This window comes from Leucobacter manosquensis, from assembly GCF_018304845.1.
GTDB lineage: Bacteria > Actinomycetota > Actinomycetes > Actinomycetales > Microbacteriaceae > Leucobacter > Leucobacter alluvii.
In genome coordinates, this window is sequence record NZ_JAFEVO010000001.1 from 246,939 (window position 1) to 265,618 (window position 18,680).

Genomic DNA, 18,680 nt, shown 5'->3' on the forward strand with positions numbered 1-18,680 from the left:
GATCGATGTCCACGACTGACAAGACGCTCGATCATGAGCACGCAGCCGTTCGCGCCGAAGCGCTCATCGACTCGCTGCCGTGGTTGAAGAAGTTCCGCGACGCGATCATGGTGATCAAGTTCGGGGGAAACGCGATGATCGACGACCGGCTGATGGAGGCGTTCGCCGAAGACGTCGTCTATCTCAGGCACACCGGCATTCGCCCGGTGGTCGTGCACGGCGGAGGCCCGCAGATCAACGCGATGCTCGCTCGCCTCGGCATCGAGAGCGAATTTCGCGGTGGATACCGGGTGACAACGCCGGAGACGATGGACGTCGTGCGCATGGTGCTCACGGGCAAAGTGAACCCGGAACTCGTCGACCAGATCAACGCGCACGGTCCGTTGGCGGCCGGGACGACGGGGGAGGACGCGGGGCTGTTCGTCGGCCGCCGACGCCCGCCCATCGAGGTGGACGGCGAACTCGTCGATCTCGGACTCGTCGGCGACGTGATCGATGTGCGTGTGGCACCGGTGCTCGCCCTGCTCGACGCGGGGCTGATCCCGGTGGTCTCTTCGATCGCGCCCGACGTCGACCGGCCGGGCGACTCGCTCAACGTGAATGCGGACGCGGCCGCGAGCGCCCTCGCCAGCGCGCTCGGCGCGGAGAAACTGGTCATCCTCACGGATGTCGCCGGACTGTACGCGGACTGGCCGGATCGCGATTCCCTCGTCTCCTCCATCACGGCCGGTGAACTCGAAGAGCTGCTGCCGAGCCTGGAGTCGGGCATGATCCCGAAGATGCACGCGTGCCTCGACGCCGTGCGGGGCGGCGTCTCGAAGGCCGCGATCATCGATGGTCGAGAACCGCATTCGGTGCTGCTCGAGATCTTCACGGAACGCGGAATCGGAACGGAAGTCACGCCCTAGCCGGCCGCGCGTGGCGAAGCGGGAGCCATCATGCCGATGAGCGGGGCAGCAACGCACTCAGTTCTCGCCTCCGCCTCCGCCATCGCTGGGCTCGCGCTGTTCGCGGCGTGGTCGATCCTGCTGACGGTGATCGACATCCGGGAGCGACGGCTGCCGAATCGGCTTCTGGTGCTGGCCTCCGGTACGACGATCCCGCTGCTCCTGGCGAGCGCGGTCGTCCACGGGTTCCACAGGGGCGGACCCTCCGCCATCGCGAGCGACGCAGCGGACCGGCTGATCTGGGACACCGTACTGGTGGCGGCCGCCTTCGGGGCGGTGTTCGCGGCTCTCTGGCGCTGGTCGCCACAGGGGATCGGCGGAGGCGACGTCAAGTTGAGCCCCCTGGTCGGGGCCGCGGTCGGGTTCACCGGCGGCTGGACGGCGGCGACCCTCACGGTCGTCGGCGCGTTCGCGGCCGCGGCGATCTGGAGCATCGTCCGCAGACCTCGGCGTCGCCCCGGAGCGCTCGAGAAAGCGTCGGCCGTGCCGTTCGCGCCATGCCTGTTCGCCTCGGCGTGGGCGACGATCGCGTGCATCTAGTCCCTGGGGGGACGACGGCGCAAGGCCTTTCGAACGGTGTCCAGAATCGATAGATTCACACTGGAGGCATCGACGCGCTTCGCGCCGCTGCGTTCCTCGGATCGGGAGGTGCCCGCTCCGGCTTCGGATCGGTTGGATGGAGTACTCATGCACACCACACGATTCGCGCGGTCTCGGATCACCCGCGCGACGACCGGAATCGCCGCCGCAGCGCTGCTGCTGACGGCGTGCGCTGGCGGAGGCTCAGGCGACGGCGGCGACGGCGGCAGCGACGCCCCGGCCGGCGACGAGTTCGCCGGAGAATCCCTCACCGTCGCGGCGGCCTGGTCGGGCGCCGAGCAGAAGAACTTCGAAGCGGTGCTCGACGAGTTCGAACGCCAGACCGGCGCTTCCGTCTCGTACACCAGTTTCGGGGACAACGGCCCCACATACATCAGCGGCCAGTTGGAAGGCGGCTCCCCGCCCAACGTCGCTGTGCTGGGCCAGCCCGCGCTCATGGAGTCGCTCGCCCAAGACGGCGACATCATGCCCGTCGACGAAGACGTGCAGCAGGCCGTGAGCGACAACTACTCGCAGGACTGGGTGGATCTCGGCACGGTCGACGACCAGCTCTACGGCGTCTGGTTCAAAGCCGCCAACAAGTCGACGGTCTGGTACAACGCCGACATCTACGATGAGGCGGGTGCTGAGGCGCCGGAGGACTGGGACGGCTTCATGGAGCAGCTCGAGCTCATCACCGACTCGGGATACGCCGGGATCTCGGTGGGGGCCGATGTCGGATGGCCGCTGACCGACTGGTTCGAGAACGTGTACCTGCGCACCGCGGGAGCCGAGAAGTACGACCAGCTCACCAACCACGAGATCCCCTGGACCGACGACTCGGTCAAGGAAGCGCTCACCGTGCTGGGCGAGCTGTGGGGCAGTGACCTCGTGCAGCCCGGCGGAGATCAGCGGGACTTCCCGACCAGCGTGACCGAGGTGTTCGGCACCGACCCCCAAGCCGGCACGGTCTTCGAGGGAGACTTCGTCGCCGGAAACATCACGGCAGACGGCACCTCGACCGTCGGTGAGAACGCACTGTTCTACGATTTCCCGGCGATCAACGACTCCGCTCCTGCGGTGGTCGGAGGCGGCGACGTCGCCGTGCAGTTTGACGAGGATCCCGCCACCTCGGCGCTCATGGCCTACCTCGCATCACCCGAGGCCGCCGAGGTCTGGGTGCCGAACGGCGGACTCACCTCGCCCAACACCGGCGTCGACACGTCGCTGTACCCGGATGACATCTCGCGTCAGATCGCAGAGGCCCTGACCGGAGCCGAGACGCTCCGCTTCGATCTCTCCGATCTCGCGCCCAGCGAGTTCGGCGGCACCCCAGGTCAGGGGTTCTGGCAGGAGATGATCTCGTTCTACCAGAATCCGGATGACGTCGACGGAGCCGCGCAGCGACTCGAAGATGCGGCTGCCGCCGCGTACGACGGGTAGCGGGCAGTGAGCCGCACGCAGACGGTCCCCATCGCGCTTCGCAGTGGGAGCGTGCGCCACCGGGGCCGTCTGCGCCAGTGGTTGCTGGTGGGGTCGTTCCTCGGCCCCGCCCTGCTCGCCCTCGGCGCTCTCGTGGTGTACCCGATCGTCTACACGGTCATCAGATCGTTGTTCGACCGCTCCGGCACCGCCTTCGTGGGGTGGGAGAACTACGTCACGATGTTCACGAACGACACGACGTTCACGGCTATCCGCAACAACCTCGTGTGGGTAATCGTTGCTCCCGTCACGGTGACCATCATCGGTCTGCTGCTGGCGGTGCTCGTCGACAAGATCGGGTGGAAGACCGCCTTCCGGCTCATCGTGTTCATGCCGATGGCGATCTCGATGCTCGCCGCGGGCGTCATCTTCCGCGGCATGTTCCAGGAGAGCCCCCAGCTCGGAGTCGTGAACGCCGCGATCACCGGGGTGCAGAGCATCTTCACCGACCAGGCGAGCTATCCGGGCGCGAAGCCTCGCGAGGGCGTCGGGATCGAAGCCGACCAGGGCATCATCGCCTCGACCCAGGAGGTCACGGCGGGGGAGACCGTCGATTTCCCGCTCATCGGAGTCAAACGCAGCGCGCTCCCGGAAGGCTCGAGCGAGGCTCGGGCCGCGAGCGCTCCCGGTGACACGCAGATCTCCGGCACGGTCTTTCTCGACGTCGTGCGCGGAGGCGGAGGCACGGACGGCGAGCTCGAAGCGGGAAAGACGGGGCTCGAGGGCGTGCGCGTCGACGCCGTCGACGTCGATGGATCGATCCGCGGGTACGCCACTACGGGTGCCGGGGGAACGTACACGATCGACGGGCTGGATGCGGGCAGTTCGTACCGCATCGCGTTGCCCGCGTCGAACTTCGGCGAGGGCGCGGCCGGTGTCTCCTGGCTCAGCGCCTCGTGGATCAACGTCGTCGTGATCCTGGCCTACATCTGGATCTGGGCCGGCTTCGCGATGGTGATGATCGCCTCGGGGCTGTCGGCGATGGACCGCTCCTTGCAGGATGCGGCGCGTACGGACGGTGCCAACGAGTGGCAGGTCTTCTCGAAGATCACCGCTCCACTGCTCGCCCCGGTACTCCTCGTGGTCTTCGTGACGCTGATCATCAACGTGCTGAAGATCTTCGATCTCGTCTACGTGATACCGCCCGGCGCGTCGAAACCGGCGGCGAACGTCATCGCGGTCGAGATGTGGACGGTCTCCTTCGGCGGCGGCAATAACCAGGGTCTGGGTTCAGCGCTCGCGATCCTGCTCCTGATCCTCGTGCTGCCCTCGATGATCGTGAACGTACGCAGATTCAGAGCGGAGCGTGGCTGATGACGTCGCAGGTGCACAATGAGGCCGCGGTCCGGCCCGAGGGGCGCACGGGCGCGAAGCCGGATGGTCCGGTGAAGCGGCGCAAGCAGAGCCTCGGGTCGCGGATCGCGCGCGTCGCCAGCAGCGGTATCGTGCATGCCGTTCTGGTGATCGTCGCGGTGTTCTGGCTCGTCCCGACGATCGGCCTGCTGCTGACGTCGTTCCGCACTGCCGGCGACAACGCGTCGAGCGGGTGGTGGACGGTGCTGACGAAGCCGGCTGAGCTGACACTCGAGAACTACGGGAATCTCCTCACGAATCCGACGATCACCGGCTCGTTCGTAAACACGATCATCATCGCCGTGCCGACGACGCTGCTCGTCGTGATCATCGGCGCGCTCGCGGCGTACGCGTTCGCGTGGATGCGATTCCCCGGCAGGGACTGGCTCTTCATCGCGGTGATCGTGCTGCTCGCCGTGCCGTTGCAGGTCGCGCTGATCCCACTGGCGCGCCTCTTCGGGGCGATGGGCATCTTCGGAAGCGTGGTCGGAGTGATTCTCTTCCACACCGCATTCGGTCTCCCGTTCGCGATCTTCCTCCTGCGGAACTTCTTCTCGCAGGTGCCGGAGGAGTTGTTGGAGGCGGCGCGGATCGACGGCGCGCGCGACTGGTTGATCTTCTTCAAGATCATGCTGCCGCTCGGACTGCCGGCGATCGCGTCGCTCGCCATCTTCCAGTTTCTGTGGACGTGGAACGACATGCTCGTGGCGTTGATCTTCACGAATACCGATTCGCAGCCGCTCACCGTGGCGATCCAATCGCAACTCAGGCAATTCGGAGCGAATATCGACGTACTTTCGGCGGGAGCCTTCCTCTCGATGATCGTTCCGCTGATAGTGTTTTTCGCGTTCCAGCGGTATTTCGTGCAGGCGCTCCTGGCCGGCTCGCAAAAGTAGCAACGGGAAGGAAACTACCGGGTGATCGATCGGTACGACGCGTATCTCTTCGACCTCGACGGGGTGATCACGCCTACCGTCGAACTTCACAAACGGGCCTGGCAGGAGACGTTCGACGCGTTCTTCGCGTCGCGCGGGGAGGCGCCGTACGAGGGGCGCGAGTACTTCGCGTTCCTCGACGGGCGCCCCCGGTTCGCGGGAGTCGAAGCGCTGCTCACCGGACGCGGGGTCGCACTGCCTCAGGGCGCCGACCTCGACGAGGGCTTCACCTCGGTGCGCGGCGTTGGCAATCGCAAGAACGCCGCATTCGTCGAGGTGCTCGAGCGCGACGGGATCGCGGCCTACCCGGGATCGGTGCGCTTGCTCGATCACCTGGCTGAGCGCGGGGCCCCGCTCGCGGTGGTCTCGAGCTCCCGGAACGCCGAACCGGTGCTGCGCGCGGCCGGTTTGACCGACCGCTTCCGTGCGGTGGTCGACGGCGTCGTCGCTGCGCGCGAGGGGCTGCCGGGGAAGCCGGCGCCCGATACCTTCCTGCGCGGCGCCGAGCTGCTCGGAGCCGACCCGGCGCGCACCGTCGTATTCGAAGACGCAGCGTCGGGAGTCGCAGCCGGCCGCGCGGGCGGATTCGGTCTCGTCGTCGGCGTCGACCGCGGCGCCGGTCGCGAGGCGCTGCTCGCCGCAGGAGCGGACATCGTCGTTTCCGATCTTGAGGAGTTGCTGGGATGAGCCCCGAGTCGTTCGACGGACCGTTGAAAGAACTGCGCCGTGACTTCGGCGACGACCCGTGGCGCATCGTCGTGCGCGAGATTGACGCGGCGCGCGCGGGGGAGGACGAGACGATCTTCTCCCTCGGCAACGGGTACCTCGGCATGCGAGGCAACCATGAGGAGGGGCTGCCGCTCGGCAGCCACGGCACGTTCCTCAACGGACTGCACGAGACCTGGCAGATCAGGCATGCTGAGAACGCGTACGGTTTCGCGGAGCACGGTCAGACGATCGTGAATGTGCCCGACGCGAAGACGATCCGGATCTACGTCGATGACGAGCGGCTCAACCTGGAGTCCTCCGACATCCTCGACATGCGGCGGATCCTCGACCTCAGAGCCGGAACGCTGACGCGGTCACTGCTGTGGCTCACTCCGACGGGCAAGCGGGTCCGGGTCGATACCCGCCGCATGGTCTCGTTCGCGGATCGTCACCTCGCAACGATCGAGATGCGCATCACTGTGCTGGATGCCGACGCCGATCTCACCGTCAGCAGCCTCATCGTGAACCGCCAGGATCTGGGCCGGGTCAACACGGAGACGCCGACGCCCGCGAAGGGCACCTCGGACCCTCGCCAGGCCGAGCAGTTCACCGAGCGCATCCTCGACCCGGGCCAGGTGCTCCACGACGGCGGGCGGTCGGTGCTCAGCTACCGCGTGCACGACTCGCGGATGACGCTCGGCGTCGGGGTCGAGCACCACTTCGACGGCGGCGACAGCGAAGACGGTGACGGCAACTGGCGGCACCGCATCGACAAGTCGCAGGATCGCGTGCGCCACGTCTACCAGGGCACCGCGCAGCAGGGGCGCACCGTGCACCTCGTCAAGACGGTCGCCTACCACTACTCTTCGACGGCGGTGGTCTCCGAGATGATCGACCGCTGCATCCACTCGCTGAACAGCTCGAATGCCGAGCCGCGCGACGCGAGGTGGGAGAAGCAGCGCGCGTATCTCGAAGCGTTCTGGGATCGAAGCGACGTGCGCGTCGATGCGGATCCCGGGGTGCAGCAGGCCATCCGGTGGAATCTCTTCCAGGTCGCCCAGGCATCCGCGCGAGCCGACGGACGAGGCATCGCGGCGAAGGGTCTGACGGGTTCGGGATACGGCGGTCACTACTTCTGGGATACCGAGATCTACGTCCTGCCGTTCCTGACGTACACGTCGCCGCTCTGGGCGCGCAACGCTCTCCGCGCCCGCCAGCGGATGCTGCCCCAGGCGCGGATGCGGGCCGCGATGCTGAACGAGGACGGCGCCCTGTTCCCGTGGCGCACGATCAACGGCGAGGAGGCGAGCGCGTACTACGCGGCCGGCACTGCCGGGTACCACATCAACGCCGACATCACCTACGCGCTCGCGCGCTACGTCGCGGCGACGGGCGATCTCGAGTACGTGCTCTCCGGGGCCTCCGATATCGCCGTGGAGACGGCCCGCCTGTGGGCGAGTCTCGGGTTCTGGCGGCGCGATGCTGAGGGGGCGGATCGCTTCCACATCCACGGTGTCACCGGCCCTGACGAGTACACGACCGTCGTGAACGACAACCTCTTCACGAACGTCATGGCACGATTCAATCTGCGCTTCGCGGTCGAGGTGACGCGGAGGCTCGCCGCCGAGGCGCCGAACGACTACGGCGTGCTCGTCGACCGCCTGGGGCTGACCAATGACGAGATCGACGCATGGGAGCGTGCGGCTGAGGGCATGACCGTCCCGTACTCGCCAGAGCTCGGGATTCACCCGCAGGACGCGCACTTCCTGGATCGCGAGGTCTGGGATCTCGCGGCCACGCCGCCCGAGCAGAAGCCGCTGCTGCTGCACTTCCACCCGCTCGTCATCTACCGCTTCCAGGTGCTCAAGCAGGCGGATGTCGTGCTGGCGCTGCTGCTCGCGAGCAATGAGTTCGGGCTCGATGAGAAGCGTCGCGACTTCGACTACTACGACGCCCTCACCACGGGCGACTCGACGCTCTCGGCGGTCGTGCAATCGATCATCGCGGCTGAGGTCGGGTACCGGGATCTCGCGTACCAGTACTTCGATCATGCGCTGCGCGTCGATCTCGACAATCTCCACGGCAATGCGGCGGACGGCGTGCACATCGCGTCGACCGGCGGGGTGTGGATGATGCTCGTCCAGGGCTTCGCCGGCATGCGCGACGTCGGGCGCCAGCTGACCTTCGACCCGCGGCTCCCGGATCACTGGGGTTCGCTCGAATTCCGGCTCGAGTGGAGGGGGGAGCGCTTCGAAGTGCGCCTGGAGCGCGATCGGATCCGTTTCGAACTCCTCGAGGGCGAAGGCCCGGTGGTGGTGCGGGTGCGCGAGCAGGATGTGCGCATCGTCGCGGGCGCGCCCGTCGAGGTCGCACTGCCGGACCAGGGGCCGAATCTGGGATCGTTCGCGGGTCTGTCGGCCGGCATGCTGCCCCGCGAGGGCGACACCGGCGTGGTGCCCGAGCTCTCCTTCGAGGTCCCGGTGGTCACCACGTCGATTCCCACCAGACCGTTCGAGGAGTGATCGCGGGGTGCCGACGAGGCACCCCGCGCCCGAGAGTAGGATGGAAGCAGCCGGGTCTCCCCGGCGCCTCCCGAGCGAAAGGCGGTTCCCGTGACGTACGTGATCGCTCTTCCGTGCGTCGACGTGAAAGATCGCGCGTGCGTGGACGAGTGCCCAGTCGACTGCATCTACGAGGGCGAACGGTCGCTCTACATCCACCCGGATGAGTGCGTCGACTGCGGAGCCTGCGAACCGGTGTGCCCGGTCGAGGCGATCTACTACGAGGACGATCTGCCGGAGGAGTGGGCCGACTACTACAAGGCCAACGTCGAGTTCTTCGACGAAATCGGTTCGCCGGGCGGAGCCGCGAAGACCGGGGCGTACGATTTCGATCACCCGATCATCGCAGCGCTGCCGCCGCAGGGCGAGTAGCCCCGATATGCGTCAGGCACTGCCCGAGTACCCGTGGGACGCGATGCGGCCGTACGCTGCGCGGGCCGCTGAGCACCCAGAGGGGGCGTTGAATCTCTCGATCGGCTCTCCGGTCGATCCGACGCCGCGCGCCGTGCGCGAGGCGCTCGCCTCCGCGACCGACGCTCACGCGTATCCGGCGACCGCCGGCTCGTCCGCACTGCGCGAGGCGATCGCGGAGTGGTTCGGGCGGAGGCGCGGGGTGGCCGTCGATGCCGATGCGGTGCTGCCGACGGTGGGTTCCAAGGAGCTCGTCGCTCTGCTGCCGTTCCTGCTCGGGATCGGCGCGGGCGAGGCGGTCGTCTTCCCGTCCGTCGCATACCCGAGCTATGCAATGGGTGCCGCGCTGGTGGGCGCCGATGCGATCGCTTCCGATGATCCCGGCTCCTGGCCCGAGCACACGAAGCTGATCTGGATCAACTCGCCGTCGAACCCCGACGGCCGTGTGCTCGACATCGATGCACTGCGTGCCGCGGTGGAGCGGGCACGCGAACTGGGCGCGGTGATCGCCGGAGACGAGTGCTACGCCGAGTTCGGGTGGGACGCGCCATGGGATCAGCGCTCGATCCCGTCCATCCTCGATCCGCGCGTCGTCGGCAATGACCACCGGGGCGTGCTCAGCGTGTACTCCTTGAGCAAGCAGTCGAACCTCGCCGGGTATCGCGCCGCATTCCTCGCGGGTGACTCGGAGCTCGTCGCCCGATTGCTCACCGTGCGCAAGCATGCGGGCCTGATGCTTCCGGCGCCCGTGCAGGCAGCGATGCTCGCGGCTCTCGCCGACGAGTCGCACGTCGAGGAGCAGCGTGCGCGGTACCGAGAGCGGCGTGACATGCTGCGTCCGGCACTCGAAGCGGCTGGCTTCGCGATCGACGGCAGCGAGGCGGGCCTCTACTTGTGGGCGACGCGCGGGACCGACGCCTGGGACGCCGTCGCGCAGTTCGCGGAACTCGGCATCGTCGTCGGCCCGGGCCACTTCTACGGCGATCGGTCGCCCCAGCACGTGCGGTTGGCGCTGACGGCCCCTGACGCCGATATCGCCGCCGCCGCCGTGCGCATTCGCGCTTCGGCGCCGACCGCGGGATGACGTCGTCCGAATCGACATTTCGCTTCACATCAAGATATTCTGAGCCGAGTGCGGCACCCCCGTGCCGCAGCCCCCGGTTCCCCTCGGAGCCGATAGGGTGATAGGAATGGCCGTGTCATACCCGACGCAGCGCCAGCATTGAGACCTCACGAGGAGACGACGTGACCGAATCGACGCAGGGCCCGGCCACCGCCAAGCTGACCTTCCCCGGCGGATCCGCCGAGTTCCCGATCGTCGACGCGGTCGATGGGCACTCGGCGATCGACGTCAGCACGTTCACCAAGCAGAGCGGGCACACGGCGCTCGACTACGGGTTCGTGAACACGGCGTCGACGAAGTCGAAGATCACGTACATCGACGGCGAAGAGGGGATTCTGCGCTACCGCGGGTACCCGATCGAAGAGCTCGCGAGGCACTCCACCTTCCTCGAGGTCTCCTACCTCCTGATCTACGGCGAGCTGCCCACGGCCGATCAGCTGGGTGCGTTCGATGAGGAGATCCGCAGGCACACCCTGCTGCACGAAGACATGCGGTACTACTTCGAGGGCGTGCCGCACACGGCGCACCCGATGGCGGTGCTCTCGGGCGGCCTGCAGACGATGTCGACGTACTACGAGTCGTCACTCGACACGGCGGTGCCGGAGTTCGTCGAGGTGAACACGATCCGGCTGCTCGCCAAGCTTCCCGTGCTCGCCGCCTACGCGCACAAGAAGTCGATCGGCCAGGCGTTCCTCTACCCCGACAACAACCTCAACTTCGTCGAGAACTTCCTGCGGCTCAACTTCGGCAACAAGGCCGAGAAGTACGACATGAACCCGGTGCTCGTCGACGCGCTCGACAAGCTGCTCATCCTCCACGCCGACCACGAGCAGAACGCGTCGACGTCGACGGTGCGCCTCGTCGGCTCGACCGGTGCGAATATGTTCTCCTCCGTCTCTGCGGGCATCAACGCGCTTTCGGGCCCGTTGCACGGCGGCGCCAACGAGGCCGTGCTCGACATGCTCGCCCGCATCCGGGACTCGGGCCAGAGCGTCGAGACATTCGTCGAGAAGGTCAAGAACAAAGAAGACGGCGTGAAGCTCATGGGCTTCGGGCACCGGGTCTACAAGAACTACGATCCGCGTGCGCGCATCGTCAAGGAGAGCGCCGCGCGCGTGCTCGAGGAGCTCGGCGTGAACGACCCGCTGCTCGGCCTCGCGCAGGAGCTCGAGCAGATCGCGCTCGAGGACGACTACTTCAAGGAGCGCAAGCTCTACCCGAACGTCGACTTCTACACCGGCGTGATCTACAAGGCGATGGGGTTCCCCACCCGCATGTTCACGGTGCTGTTCGCGATCGGGCGTCTGCCCGGCTGGATCGCGCAGTGGCGCGAGGCTCGCGAAGACGGGCAGACGAAGATCGGTCGCCCCCAGCAGCTGTACGTCGGCTCAGGGGAGCGCCACCTCGATCGGTAATCCGCGACCCCGTGGGGCCGCGTCATTTCGATAGGCTGAAGGCATGGAAGCGACCGTGACCGTGCCCGCCCTTGAGATCCGCGAACTCGCCAAGCGCTTCGGGGAGAAGATCGCCGTCAACGGGATCTCCCTCGACGTTCCGACCGGATCGTGCTTCGGCCTCGTCGGACCGAATGGCGCCGGCAAGACGACGACGCTGTCGATGGCGACCGGTCTGCTCCGGCCGGATGCCGGGCATGTGCGCATCGCCGGCGTCGATGTGTGGCAGCACCCGACCGAGGCCAAGCAGCTCGTGGGCGTGCTCGCCGACGGAGTGAAGCTGTTCGATCGTCTGACGGGCGAGCAACTCATCACGTACACCGGGCTGCTCGGCGGCCTCGACCGGGAGACCGTCGCGCGGCGGTGCGCGGACCTCCTCGCGATGCTCGACCTCAACGCCGCCGCGCAGACGCTCGTCGTCGACTACTCGGCCGGGATGACGAAGAAGATCGCGCTCGCGTGCGCGCTGGTGCACGCGCCGCGGCTGCTCGTGCTCGACGAGCCGTTCGAATCGGTGGATCCGGTCTCGGCCGCCAACATTCGCGACATCCTGCAGAGCTTCGTGCGAGGCGGCGGCACGGTGATCGTCTCGAGTCACTCCATGGACCTGGTCGAGCGCATGTGCGACCACGTGGCGGTGATCGCGGCCGGGCGCGTGCTCGCCGCAGGCAGCGTGAGCGAGGTCCGCGGTTCCTCGACCTTGGAGGAGCGCTTCGTGGAACTCGTCGGGGGTCGCGCGCACGTGGAGGGCCCGTCGTGGCTGAGCCGCTCCTGAGCCCCGCGGCGCCCGCTGCACGCACCGGGGCCGCCGCCCGCATCCGCACCCTCGTACGACTGCGCTTCGTCGTCATGTGGAACACGTTGCGCCGTCACCCCTGGCAGCTGGTCGGCGCGATCATCGGCGCCCTCTACGGGCTCGGCGTGCTCGGGCTCGTGCTCTTCGGACTCGTCGCTCTTGCCATCGGAGCGGCCGACCTCGCGAGAACGGTGCTCATCCTCGCCGGAGCCGGTCTCATCCTGGGGTGGGCGCTCGCACCGATACTCTCCACGGGCATGGACCGCACCCTCGATCCCGCGCGCCTCGCCTCGATGCCGATGCCTCCCGCGGTGCAGCTGACGGGAATCGCGGTCGCGAGCCTGCTGGGCATCCCCGGGATCGTCACTCTGCTCCTCTCCGCGGGCACCGCGATCGCCTGGTTCCGCTCGCCCGGTGCGATGATCGCGGCTGTCGTGCTCGCTCCGGTCGCCGCGGCGACCTGTGTGCTCGCATGTCAGTTCACGGTGACCGCGTTCTCGCGGGCGGCCGGGCATCGACGCTTTCGAGAGATCATCGGTGCGCTGGTGCTCCTGCTGCTCGTGCTGGTCGGGCCGCTGCTCTCAGTGGCGAGCCAGGGCGTCGCGGCGATCGCCGACCGTCTGCCGGTGATCGCCGATGCGCTCTCGTGGTCGCCGCTCGGAGCCGTCTGGGCGGTGCCAGCGGAGATCGCGGCCGGCGCGTTCCCGGCGGCGATCATGAAGCTGGTCATCGCGCTCGCGACGCCGGTCGCCCTGTGCTTCGCCTGGGCCGGACTGTACCGCGCGAACCTCGGCTCGGTCGCGGGCGGCTCGCGCACGAGCGCACGGTCGGGCCTGGGGTGGCTCGGGCGCTTCCCGGCCTCCCCGCGCGGTGCCGTCGCTGCTCGCGCGCTCACATACTGGCTGCGCGATCCGCGCTACCTGCAGAGCCTGATCGTGGTGCTCGTCATGCCGATCGTCTTCGGGTTCATGGCGGCTTCGACGAGCCTCCCGATCATGCTCCCGGGCTCCACGGTGCTCGTCGCGGCGCTGCTCGCCCTCAGCACCTTCACGGACATCTCCTATGACGGCACCGCCTTCAGCGTGCACGTGCTGCGCGGAGTGCGAGGGATCGACGATCGGCTGGGCCGGGTATGGGCCAACGCGATCGTAGCCGTGCCGCTCATCGCGGTCGTCGCGGTCGTCACCACAGCACTCGTCGGCCGATTCGATCAGCTGCCCACGCTCGCCGGGTTGACCGCCGTGATCACGCTCGGCGGCTTCGGTGTCGCGAGCGTCGCATCCGCCGTCTTCGTGATGCCGGTGCCGCAGGCGGGTGAGAACCCCTTCGCCTCGAAGCCGGGCGCCGGGATGCTGAGCCTGGTCGGCATGGCGGGTTCGTACGGCGCGCTGACGGTACTCGCGCTGCCGACGATCGCCTGCACGATCGCCGCTGGAGTGACGGGGCGACCGCTCTGGGCGTGGGTGACACTCGCCGTCGGCGTGGTGACGGGCATCGCGGCCTGCTGGGGCGGTGTGCGATGGGGTGCGGCGATATTCGATCGCAAGGCCGCCGACCTGTTCGCCCGAGTGAAGTCGCAGGGGTGAGAAGCATCGCATCAGCGGCGTTCTGATCGCAGATCGCCTTCGATGCCGCGGGCGGCGCGCACGAGCACTTCGAGCGCGGCTTCGGGAGGGTGCTCACGCGGAAGGACGACGGACAGCGCTGCGACGACAGCACCGGCGCGGCGGAGCGGCACGGCCACGCCGGTGGAGACTTCCTCGATCGACCCCGGTGCGATCGCCCGCCCGAAGCGGCGGATCTCGATCAGGGTGCGTCGAAGGTGCGCCGGGTCGGTGATCGTCTCGGGTCCGACCCGGCGCAGCGGGGCTGCGAGCAGGCGCTCGCGCAGCCTCGGGTCGGCGTGCGCCAAGAGCACGAGTCCGGACGACGAGGCGTGCAAGGGCAGCCGGCCTGCGACGCGCGCGATGTTCGCGCCAGCACGCGGGTGCGAGAGCTTCTCGAGGCACAGCGCCTCGTCTCGCTCGAGCACGGCGAGCTGGGTGTGTTCCCGAATCGCCGACTGCACCCGCTCCATGTGCGGGAGGGCGACCTCGCGGAGCCGGTGCGCGGTGGAGCCGCGAAGCGCCAGTTCCCAGAGGCGCAGCCCCAGCCGGACTCGATGCTCGTCATCCCGTTCGAGCATGCCGTTCGCGACGAGTTCGCCGACCAGTCGGTGCGCGGTCGAGGGCGGTAGCCCTGCGCGTCGTCCGATATCGCTGACCGTCTGCGAGGTGCGATCCTCCGAGAACGTCTCGATGACGCGCACGATCCGCGTGATCATCGACTCACCGCTCGCCGAGTTCGCCACGTCGTCGGCCTCCCTCCGGTGCTGCGGTGCGCGGGGTTCCACCCGAAGCGCAGGGGCGTTCCACGTCGCTCAGACCTCCGCCGCTGCGAGCGATCGAGAGCGACGGTCGGCCGCCGGGCGCGGTGCCGGTCTGGGGATCACCACCACCGCCAGCATCCCCAAGATCGCAACGCCGGCGAAGAAGTAGAATCCCCCTGGGTACGCGAGTCCTGCTGAAACCAGCGCACCGGTGATCCACGGGCCCGCGATCGCGCCGAGCCGCCCCACGCCCGCGGTGAAGCCCATGCCGGTCGCGAGGAGCGCTCGGGGGTAGATGTACCCGACGAACGCGTAGACGAGTACTTGCGCGCAGAAGACGAAGACACCGGTCACGAGGATCACGAGATTCAGGGCGACGACGTTCGACATCTGCACGCTGAGCAGTGCAAGCAATGCGGCCGCCGCCGCGAACCAGGCGAGCGTCGTTCCCTTGATCCCGAGCGCGTCGCCGGTTCGCCCGCCGATGAGCAGACCCATCACGGCGCCCACGTTGAGGACGAGGAGCATGATGAGCGAACTCGAGAGCGGGTAGCCGGCGAGTTCCATGATCTTCGGCATCCAGGTGTTCAGCCCGTAGACCAGCAGCAGACCCATGAAGGCGGCGATCCACAGTGCCACCGTGGCGCGTGCGCGCCGCTCGGTGAACAGATCGCGGATTCCGTACACCCGCTCGTGCGTTCCGGCGTCGTGCTCCGCCGGCGCGTGCGTCTCGGGGAGCTTGAACCACATGACCGGCAGTGTCGCCAGCCCGAGGAGACCTCCGAAGATGAAGAGCCGGCTCCAGTGCTCATGCGCCCAGAATGCTGCCAAGGAGGCGAGCACTGCGCCGACGTGGTACCCGGTCATCATGAACGTCGAGGCTCCGGCACGCCGGCCGTCGGGAGCCGATTCCTGCATCATCGTGAGGGCGATCGGCATGCAGCCGCCGAGTCCGACACCCGCGATCAGTCGGGCGAGGCCCATGCATGCGACGTTCGGCATCACCGGGAAGACCAGCGTGAAGATGGAGAACACGAAGATGCAGGCCATCAACGCTGAGCGTCGCCCGAAGCGGTCGGAGATGGTGCCGATGATCACGGCGCCGATGCCGACGCCGACGAGGGAGATCGTGGAGACGAAGGTCATGTCGGCGACCGTCACGCCGAGGTGACCATGACTCTCGCTGGTCATGATCGGGATCGTGGCGCCGAGAGCCACGATGTCGAAGCCGTCGAACATGACGGTGAGCCAGCACAGGCCGATGACCCATCTGCGGGTTGACGTACTCAAGGTGCACTCCATTGTGTGGTGAGATGGCTACAGCGATAAACGCAGCCCCCTGCGACATGGATCACACCGATTCAGTGTTGCGCGGCCATGACTGCCTCGTCCAGAACTTCCCATTGAACGGGCGACTCCGACGCGTCGCGATCGCCGATGTCTCCGAGCGCAACGCAACGGCCGCGCCCCTCCGATGCGGAGGAGCGCGGCCGTGATGCGCCGAATCCGGCTAGGCGTGCAGAGCCTGATTGAGCTCGATGCCAGCGCCTGCTCGGGGCAGCGCCTCCACGGCGCCCGTACGCGAATTGCGACGGAAGAGCAGCTTCGGGATCCCGGAGAGCTCGATCGCCTTCACCTCGACTGCGGTGCCGGGCGACTGGGCGGTGCCGTGGGGCAGCACGACCTTCGTGCCAGCCGTGACGTAGAGGCCGGCTTCGACGACGCTGTCGTCGCCGACGGAGATGCCGATACCGGAGTTAGCGCCCAGGAGGGCGCGCTCTCCGACGGAGATGCGCTCAGTGCCGCCGCCCGAGAGCGTGCCCATGATGGATGCACCGCCGCCGATATCCGAGCCGTCGCCGACGACCACGCCCTGCGAGATGCGGCCCTCGACCATGGATGCCCCGAGCGTGCCGGCGTTGAAGTTGACGAACCCCTCGTGCATCACCGTCGTTCCCGGCGCGAGGTGGGCGCCGAGGCGTACTCGGGAGGCATCGGCGATGCGCACGCCCTTCGGCACGACGTAGTCGGTGAGCCTCGGAAACTTGTCGACTCCCACCGCGGTGATGCCGGCGCGCTTGAGCTGCGGCAGCCGGGCGACGTAGTGCTCGGGGAGCATCGGTCCGGCGGTGGTCCAGGCGATATTGGGGAGCCGCCCGAAGATGCCGTCGAGGTTGAGTGCATTGGGGCGCACGAGGCAGTGCGAGAGCACGTGGAGCCTGAGGTAGGCGTCCTCCGTCGATGCAGGAGCGGCGTCGAGATCGATCTCCACGTCCACGAAACGCAGTTCGACACCGCGCAACTCGTCGGTTCCCGTGAGCCCGGCGAGCTCGGCGGGGGCGATCCACGGTTCGCGATCGTCGGGGCGCGCGCCGAGCGCGGGTGACGGGAACCAGGCGTCGAGAACGGTGCCGTCGGCGGCGATCGTGGCGATGCCGGCGGCCCAGGCGGAACGAGAAGCAGTCATGGGTTCCATCGTATCGTCGCGATCGGGTGCGCGGGCACGGACGCCCGGAGAGGCAATAGGCTGGTTCGGGTGAGCAGTGATTCGAACTCGACGTCCCCCATCGCCCCCGACCCCGTACTCGATCCGACGCTCGGTCCCGTGGAGCTCACGCGGCAGCTCTGCAACATTCCGTCGGTCTCGGGCGACGAGCGCGAGATCGCCGACGCCGTCGAAGCGGCACTCAGGTCGCACGCCCCCCATCTCGCCGTGACGCGCGACGGCGATACGCTGGTCGCCCGAACCGAGCTCGGCCGCGAGCGTCGCGTTGCGATCGCCGGCCACCTCGACACCGTCCCCATCAATGACAACCTGCCGGTGCGGGACGAGGTCGACGACGCGTCGGGGGAGCCGATGATCTGGGGGCGCGGCACCGTTGACATGAAAGCCGGTGTCGCGGTGCAACTCGCGCTCGCGGTCGAGCTCGTCGAGCCGTCGGTCGACCTGACGTGGATCTGGTACGACCACGAGGAGGTCGCCTCTGATCTGAGCGGTCTCGGTCGCGCCATGCGCAATCATCCAGGGCTCTTCGAGGCCGACTTCGCGATTCTGGGCGAACCATCGAATGGGACCATCGAGGGGGGATGCAACGGAACGCTCCGAGCTCGAGTGAGCGTGCACGGCAAGCGCGCGCACTCCGCTCGCAGCTGGATGGGGGTGAACGCCATTCACCGGGTCGGCGCGCTGCTCGAACGTCTCTCCGCGTTCGAGCCGGAACGGATCGTGGTCGACGGGCTCGAGTACCGCGAGGGGCTGAACGCCGTCCGCATCAATGGCGGGGTCGCGGGGAATGTGATCCCGGACGAGTGCTCCTTCGAGGTGAACTACCGCTTCGCGCCGAGCCGGAGCGGTGCAGAGGCCGCGGACTACGTGCGCGAGTTCTTCGCCGATGCCGATCGTGTCGAGATCGTCGATCTCGCGCCCGGCGCGCGCCCGGGTCTCGACGCACCACTCGCACAGCGCTTCGTGGCCGCGGTCGGCGAGGCGCCGAACGCGAAATTCGGGTGGACCGATGTCTCGAGATTCTCGGCGCTCGGCATCCCCGCGGTGAACTTCGGACCGGGCGATCCGCTGCTCGCGCACGCGGACGATGAGCGGGTGCCGGTCGCGCAGATCGAATCGACTGCCGCTGCGCTTCGCGAATGGTTGATGCACGACATTTCGCGCTGAACTGTATCGCGACGCGGGGCGGAAATTAGCCCTGCCTGGACGGAAACCGATAAAATGGAATCCGTGCATCAAACCTGCAAGGAGGCGTCATGGCTGCAATGAAACCGAGGACCGGGGACGGACCCATGGAAGCGGTGCGTGAAAGCCGCTTGATCGTGGTTCGTGTACCGCTCGAGGGCGGCGGGCGTCTGGTGGTGTCTGTGAACGATCAGGAAGCCGCACAGCTGCGCGACGTGCTCGCCGGCGTGCTCGACGGCTAAGGCGCCGTTCTCGCTTCCCGTTCAGCGGGA

Annotated in this window: 17 protein-coding genes; 14 read left to right on the plus strand and 3 right to left on the minus strand. The window is 67.8% G+C overall.

What is annotated here, in order from left to right; genetic code table 11:
• Positions 1-5: 5 nt before the first annotated feature.
• The 12 genes from argB to JSQ98_RS01240 all read left to right on the plus strand — a co-directional run bounded on the left by argB (position 6) and on the right by JSQ98_RS01240 (position 13,935).
• Entirely contained in the window at positions 6-908 is a 903-nt protein-coding gene (argB, locus tag JSQ98_RS01185) for an acetylglutamate kinase (protein WP_090147958.1), read from the plus strand.
• 36 nt (positions 909-944) lie between these two features.
• The gene (locus JSQ98_RS01190) at positions 945-1,487 is read left to right on the plus strand and encodes a prepilin peptidase (protein ID WP_211648003.1); all 543 of its coding nucleotides are present in this window, start codon (positions 945-947) and stop codon (positions 1,485-1,487) included.
• A gap of 147 nt (positions 1,488-1,634) precedes the next feature.
• The gene (locus tag JSQ98_RS01195; RefSeq protein WP_200329427.1) at positions 1,635-2,969 is read left to right on the plus strand and encodes an ABC transporter substrate-binding protein; all 1,335 of its coding nucleotides are present in this window, start codon (positions 1,635-1,637) and stop codon (positions 2,967-2,969) included.
• 6 nt (positions 2,970-2,975) lie between these two features.
• Positions 2,976-4,322, plus strand: coding sequence for an ABC transporter permease subunit (locus tag JSQ98_RS01200; RefSeq protein WP_090147966.1), 1,347 nt, complete (start codon positions 2,976-2,978; stop codon positions 4,320-4,322).
• Positions 4,322-5,257, plus strand: coding sequence for a carbohydrate ABC transporter permease (locus JSQ98_RS01205; protein ID WP_249290665.1), 936 nt, complete (start codon positions 4,322-4,324; stop codon positions 5,255-5,257). The genes JSQ98_RS01200 and JSQ98_RS01205 overlap by 1 nt, the downstream gene beginning before the upstream one ends.
• Before the next feature lie 21 nt (positions 5,258-5,278).
• On the plus strand, positions 5,279-5,983 hold the full coding sequence (locus JSQ98_RS01210; protein WP_200329423.1) for a beta-phosphoglucomutase family hydrolase: 705 nt from the start codon (positions 5,279-5,281) through the stop codon (positions 5,981-5,983).
• Positions 5,980-8,526 (plus strand): glycoside hydrolase family 65 protein, encoded by a 2,547-nt coding sequence (locus JSQ98_RS01215; protein WP_200329421.1) that lies wholly within the window; start codon positions 5,980-5,982, stop codon positions 8,524-8,526. Before JSQ98_RS01210 ends, JSQ98_RS01215 begins: the two co-directional genes overlap by 4 nt.
• A gap of 90 nt (positions 8,527-8,616) precedes the next feature.
• Entirely contained in the window at positions 8,617-8,937 is a 321-nt protein-coding gene (gene fdxA, locus JSQ98_RS01220; protein WP_053353380.1) for a ferredoxin, read from the plus strand.
• Between the two features lie 7 nt (positions 8,938-8,944).
• Positions 8,945-10,060, plus strand: a complete 1,116-nt coding sequence (gene dapC / locus JSQ98_RS01225; protein ID WP_211648005.1) for a succinyldiaminopimelate transaminase — start codon at positions 8,945-8,947, stop codon at positions 10,058-10,060.
• Positions 10,061-10,221: 161 nt separating this feature from the next.
• Positions 10,222-11,514, plus strand: a complete 1,293-nt coding sequence (locus JSQ98_RS01230; protein ID WP_200329417.1) for a citrate synthase — start codon at positions 10,222-10,224, stop codon at positions 11,512-11,514.
• Positions 11,515-11,557: 43 nt separating this feature from the next.
• Positions 11,558-12,328 (plus strand): ABC transporter ATP-binding protein, encoded by a 771-nt coding sequence (locus JSQ98_RS01235; protein WP_211648007.1) that lies wholly within the window; start codon positions 11,558-11,560, stop codon positions 12,326-12,328.
• Complete coding sequence (locus tag JSQ98_RS01240; RefSeq protein ID WP_211648009.1) at positions 12,310-13,935, plus strand: transporter; 1,626 nt, start codon at positions 12,310-12,312, stop codon at positions 13,933-13,935. The genes JSQ98_RS01235 and JSQ98_RS01240 overlap by 19 nt, the downstream gene beginning before the upstream one ends.
• A gap of 11 nt (positions 13,936-13,946) precedes the next feature.
• Here the strand turns inward: JSQ98_RS01240 and JSQ98_RS01245 are convergent, their stop codons facing one another.
• The 3 genes from JSQ98_RS01245 to dapD form a co-directional block, all read right to left on the minus strand.
• A complete protein-coding gene (locus tag JSQ98_RS01245; RefSeq protein WP_211648011.1) occupies positions 13,947-14,699 on the minus strand; it encodes an IclR family transcriptional regulator in 753 nt (250 codons plus the stop codon).
• A gap of 69 nt (positions 14,700-14,768) precedes the next feature.
• Complete coding sequence (locus tag JSQ98_RS01250; protein WP_249290666.1) at positions 14,769-16,007, minus strand: MFS transporter; 1,239 nt, start codon at positions 16,005-16,007, stop codon at positions 14,769-14,771.
• 220 nt (positions 16,008-16,227) lie between these two features.
• A complete protein-coding gene (gene dapD, locus JSQ98_RS01255; protein ID WP_211648013.1) occupies positions 16,228-17,184 on the minus strand; it encodes a 2,3,4,5-tetrahydropyridine-2,6-dicarboxylate N-succinyltransferase in 957 nt (318 codons plus the stop codon).
• Positions 17,185-17,253: 69 nt separating this feature from the next.
• Here dapD and dapE point away from each other — a divergent pair, with 69 nt between their 5' ends.
• Positions 17,254-18,390, plus strand: a complete 1,137-nt coding sequence (gene dapE / locus JSQ98_RS01260; RefSeq protein ID WP_430413586.1) for a succinyl-diaminopimelate desuccinylase — start codon at positions 17,254-17,256, stop codon at positions 18,388-18,390.
• 89 nt (positions 18,391-18,479) lie between these two features.
• Positions 18,480-18,650, plus strand: coding sequence for a DUF3117 domain-containing protein (locus JSQ98_RS01265; RefSeq protein ID WP_090147993.1), 171 nt, complete (start codon positions 18,480-18,482; stop codon positions 18,648-18,650).
• The last annotated feature ends 30 nt before the right edge of the window (positions 18,651-18,680 follow it).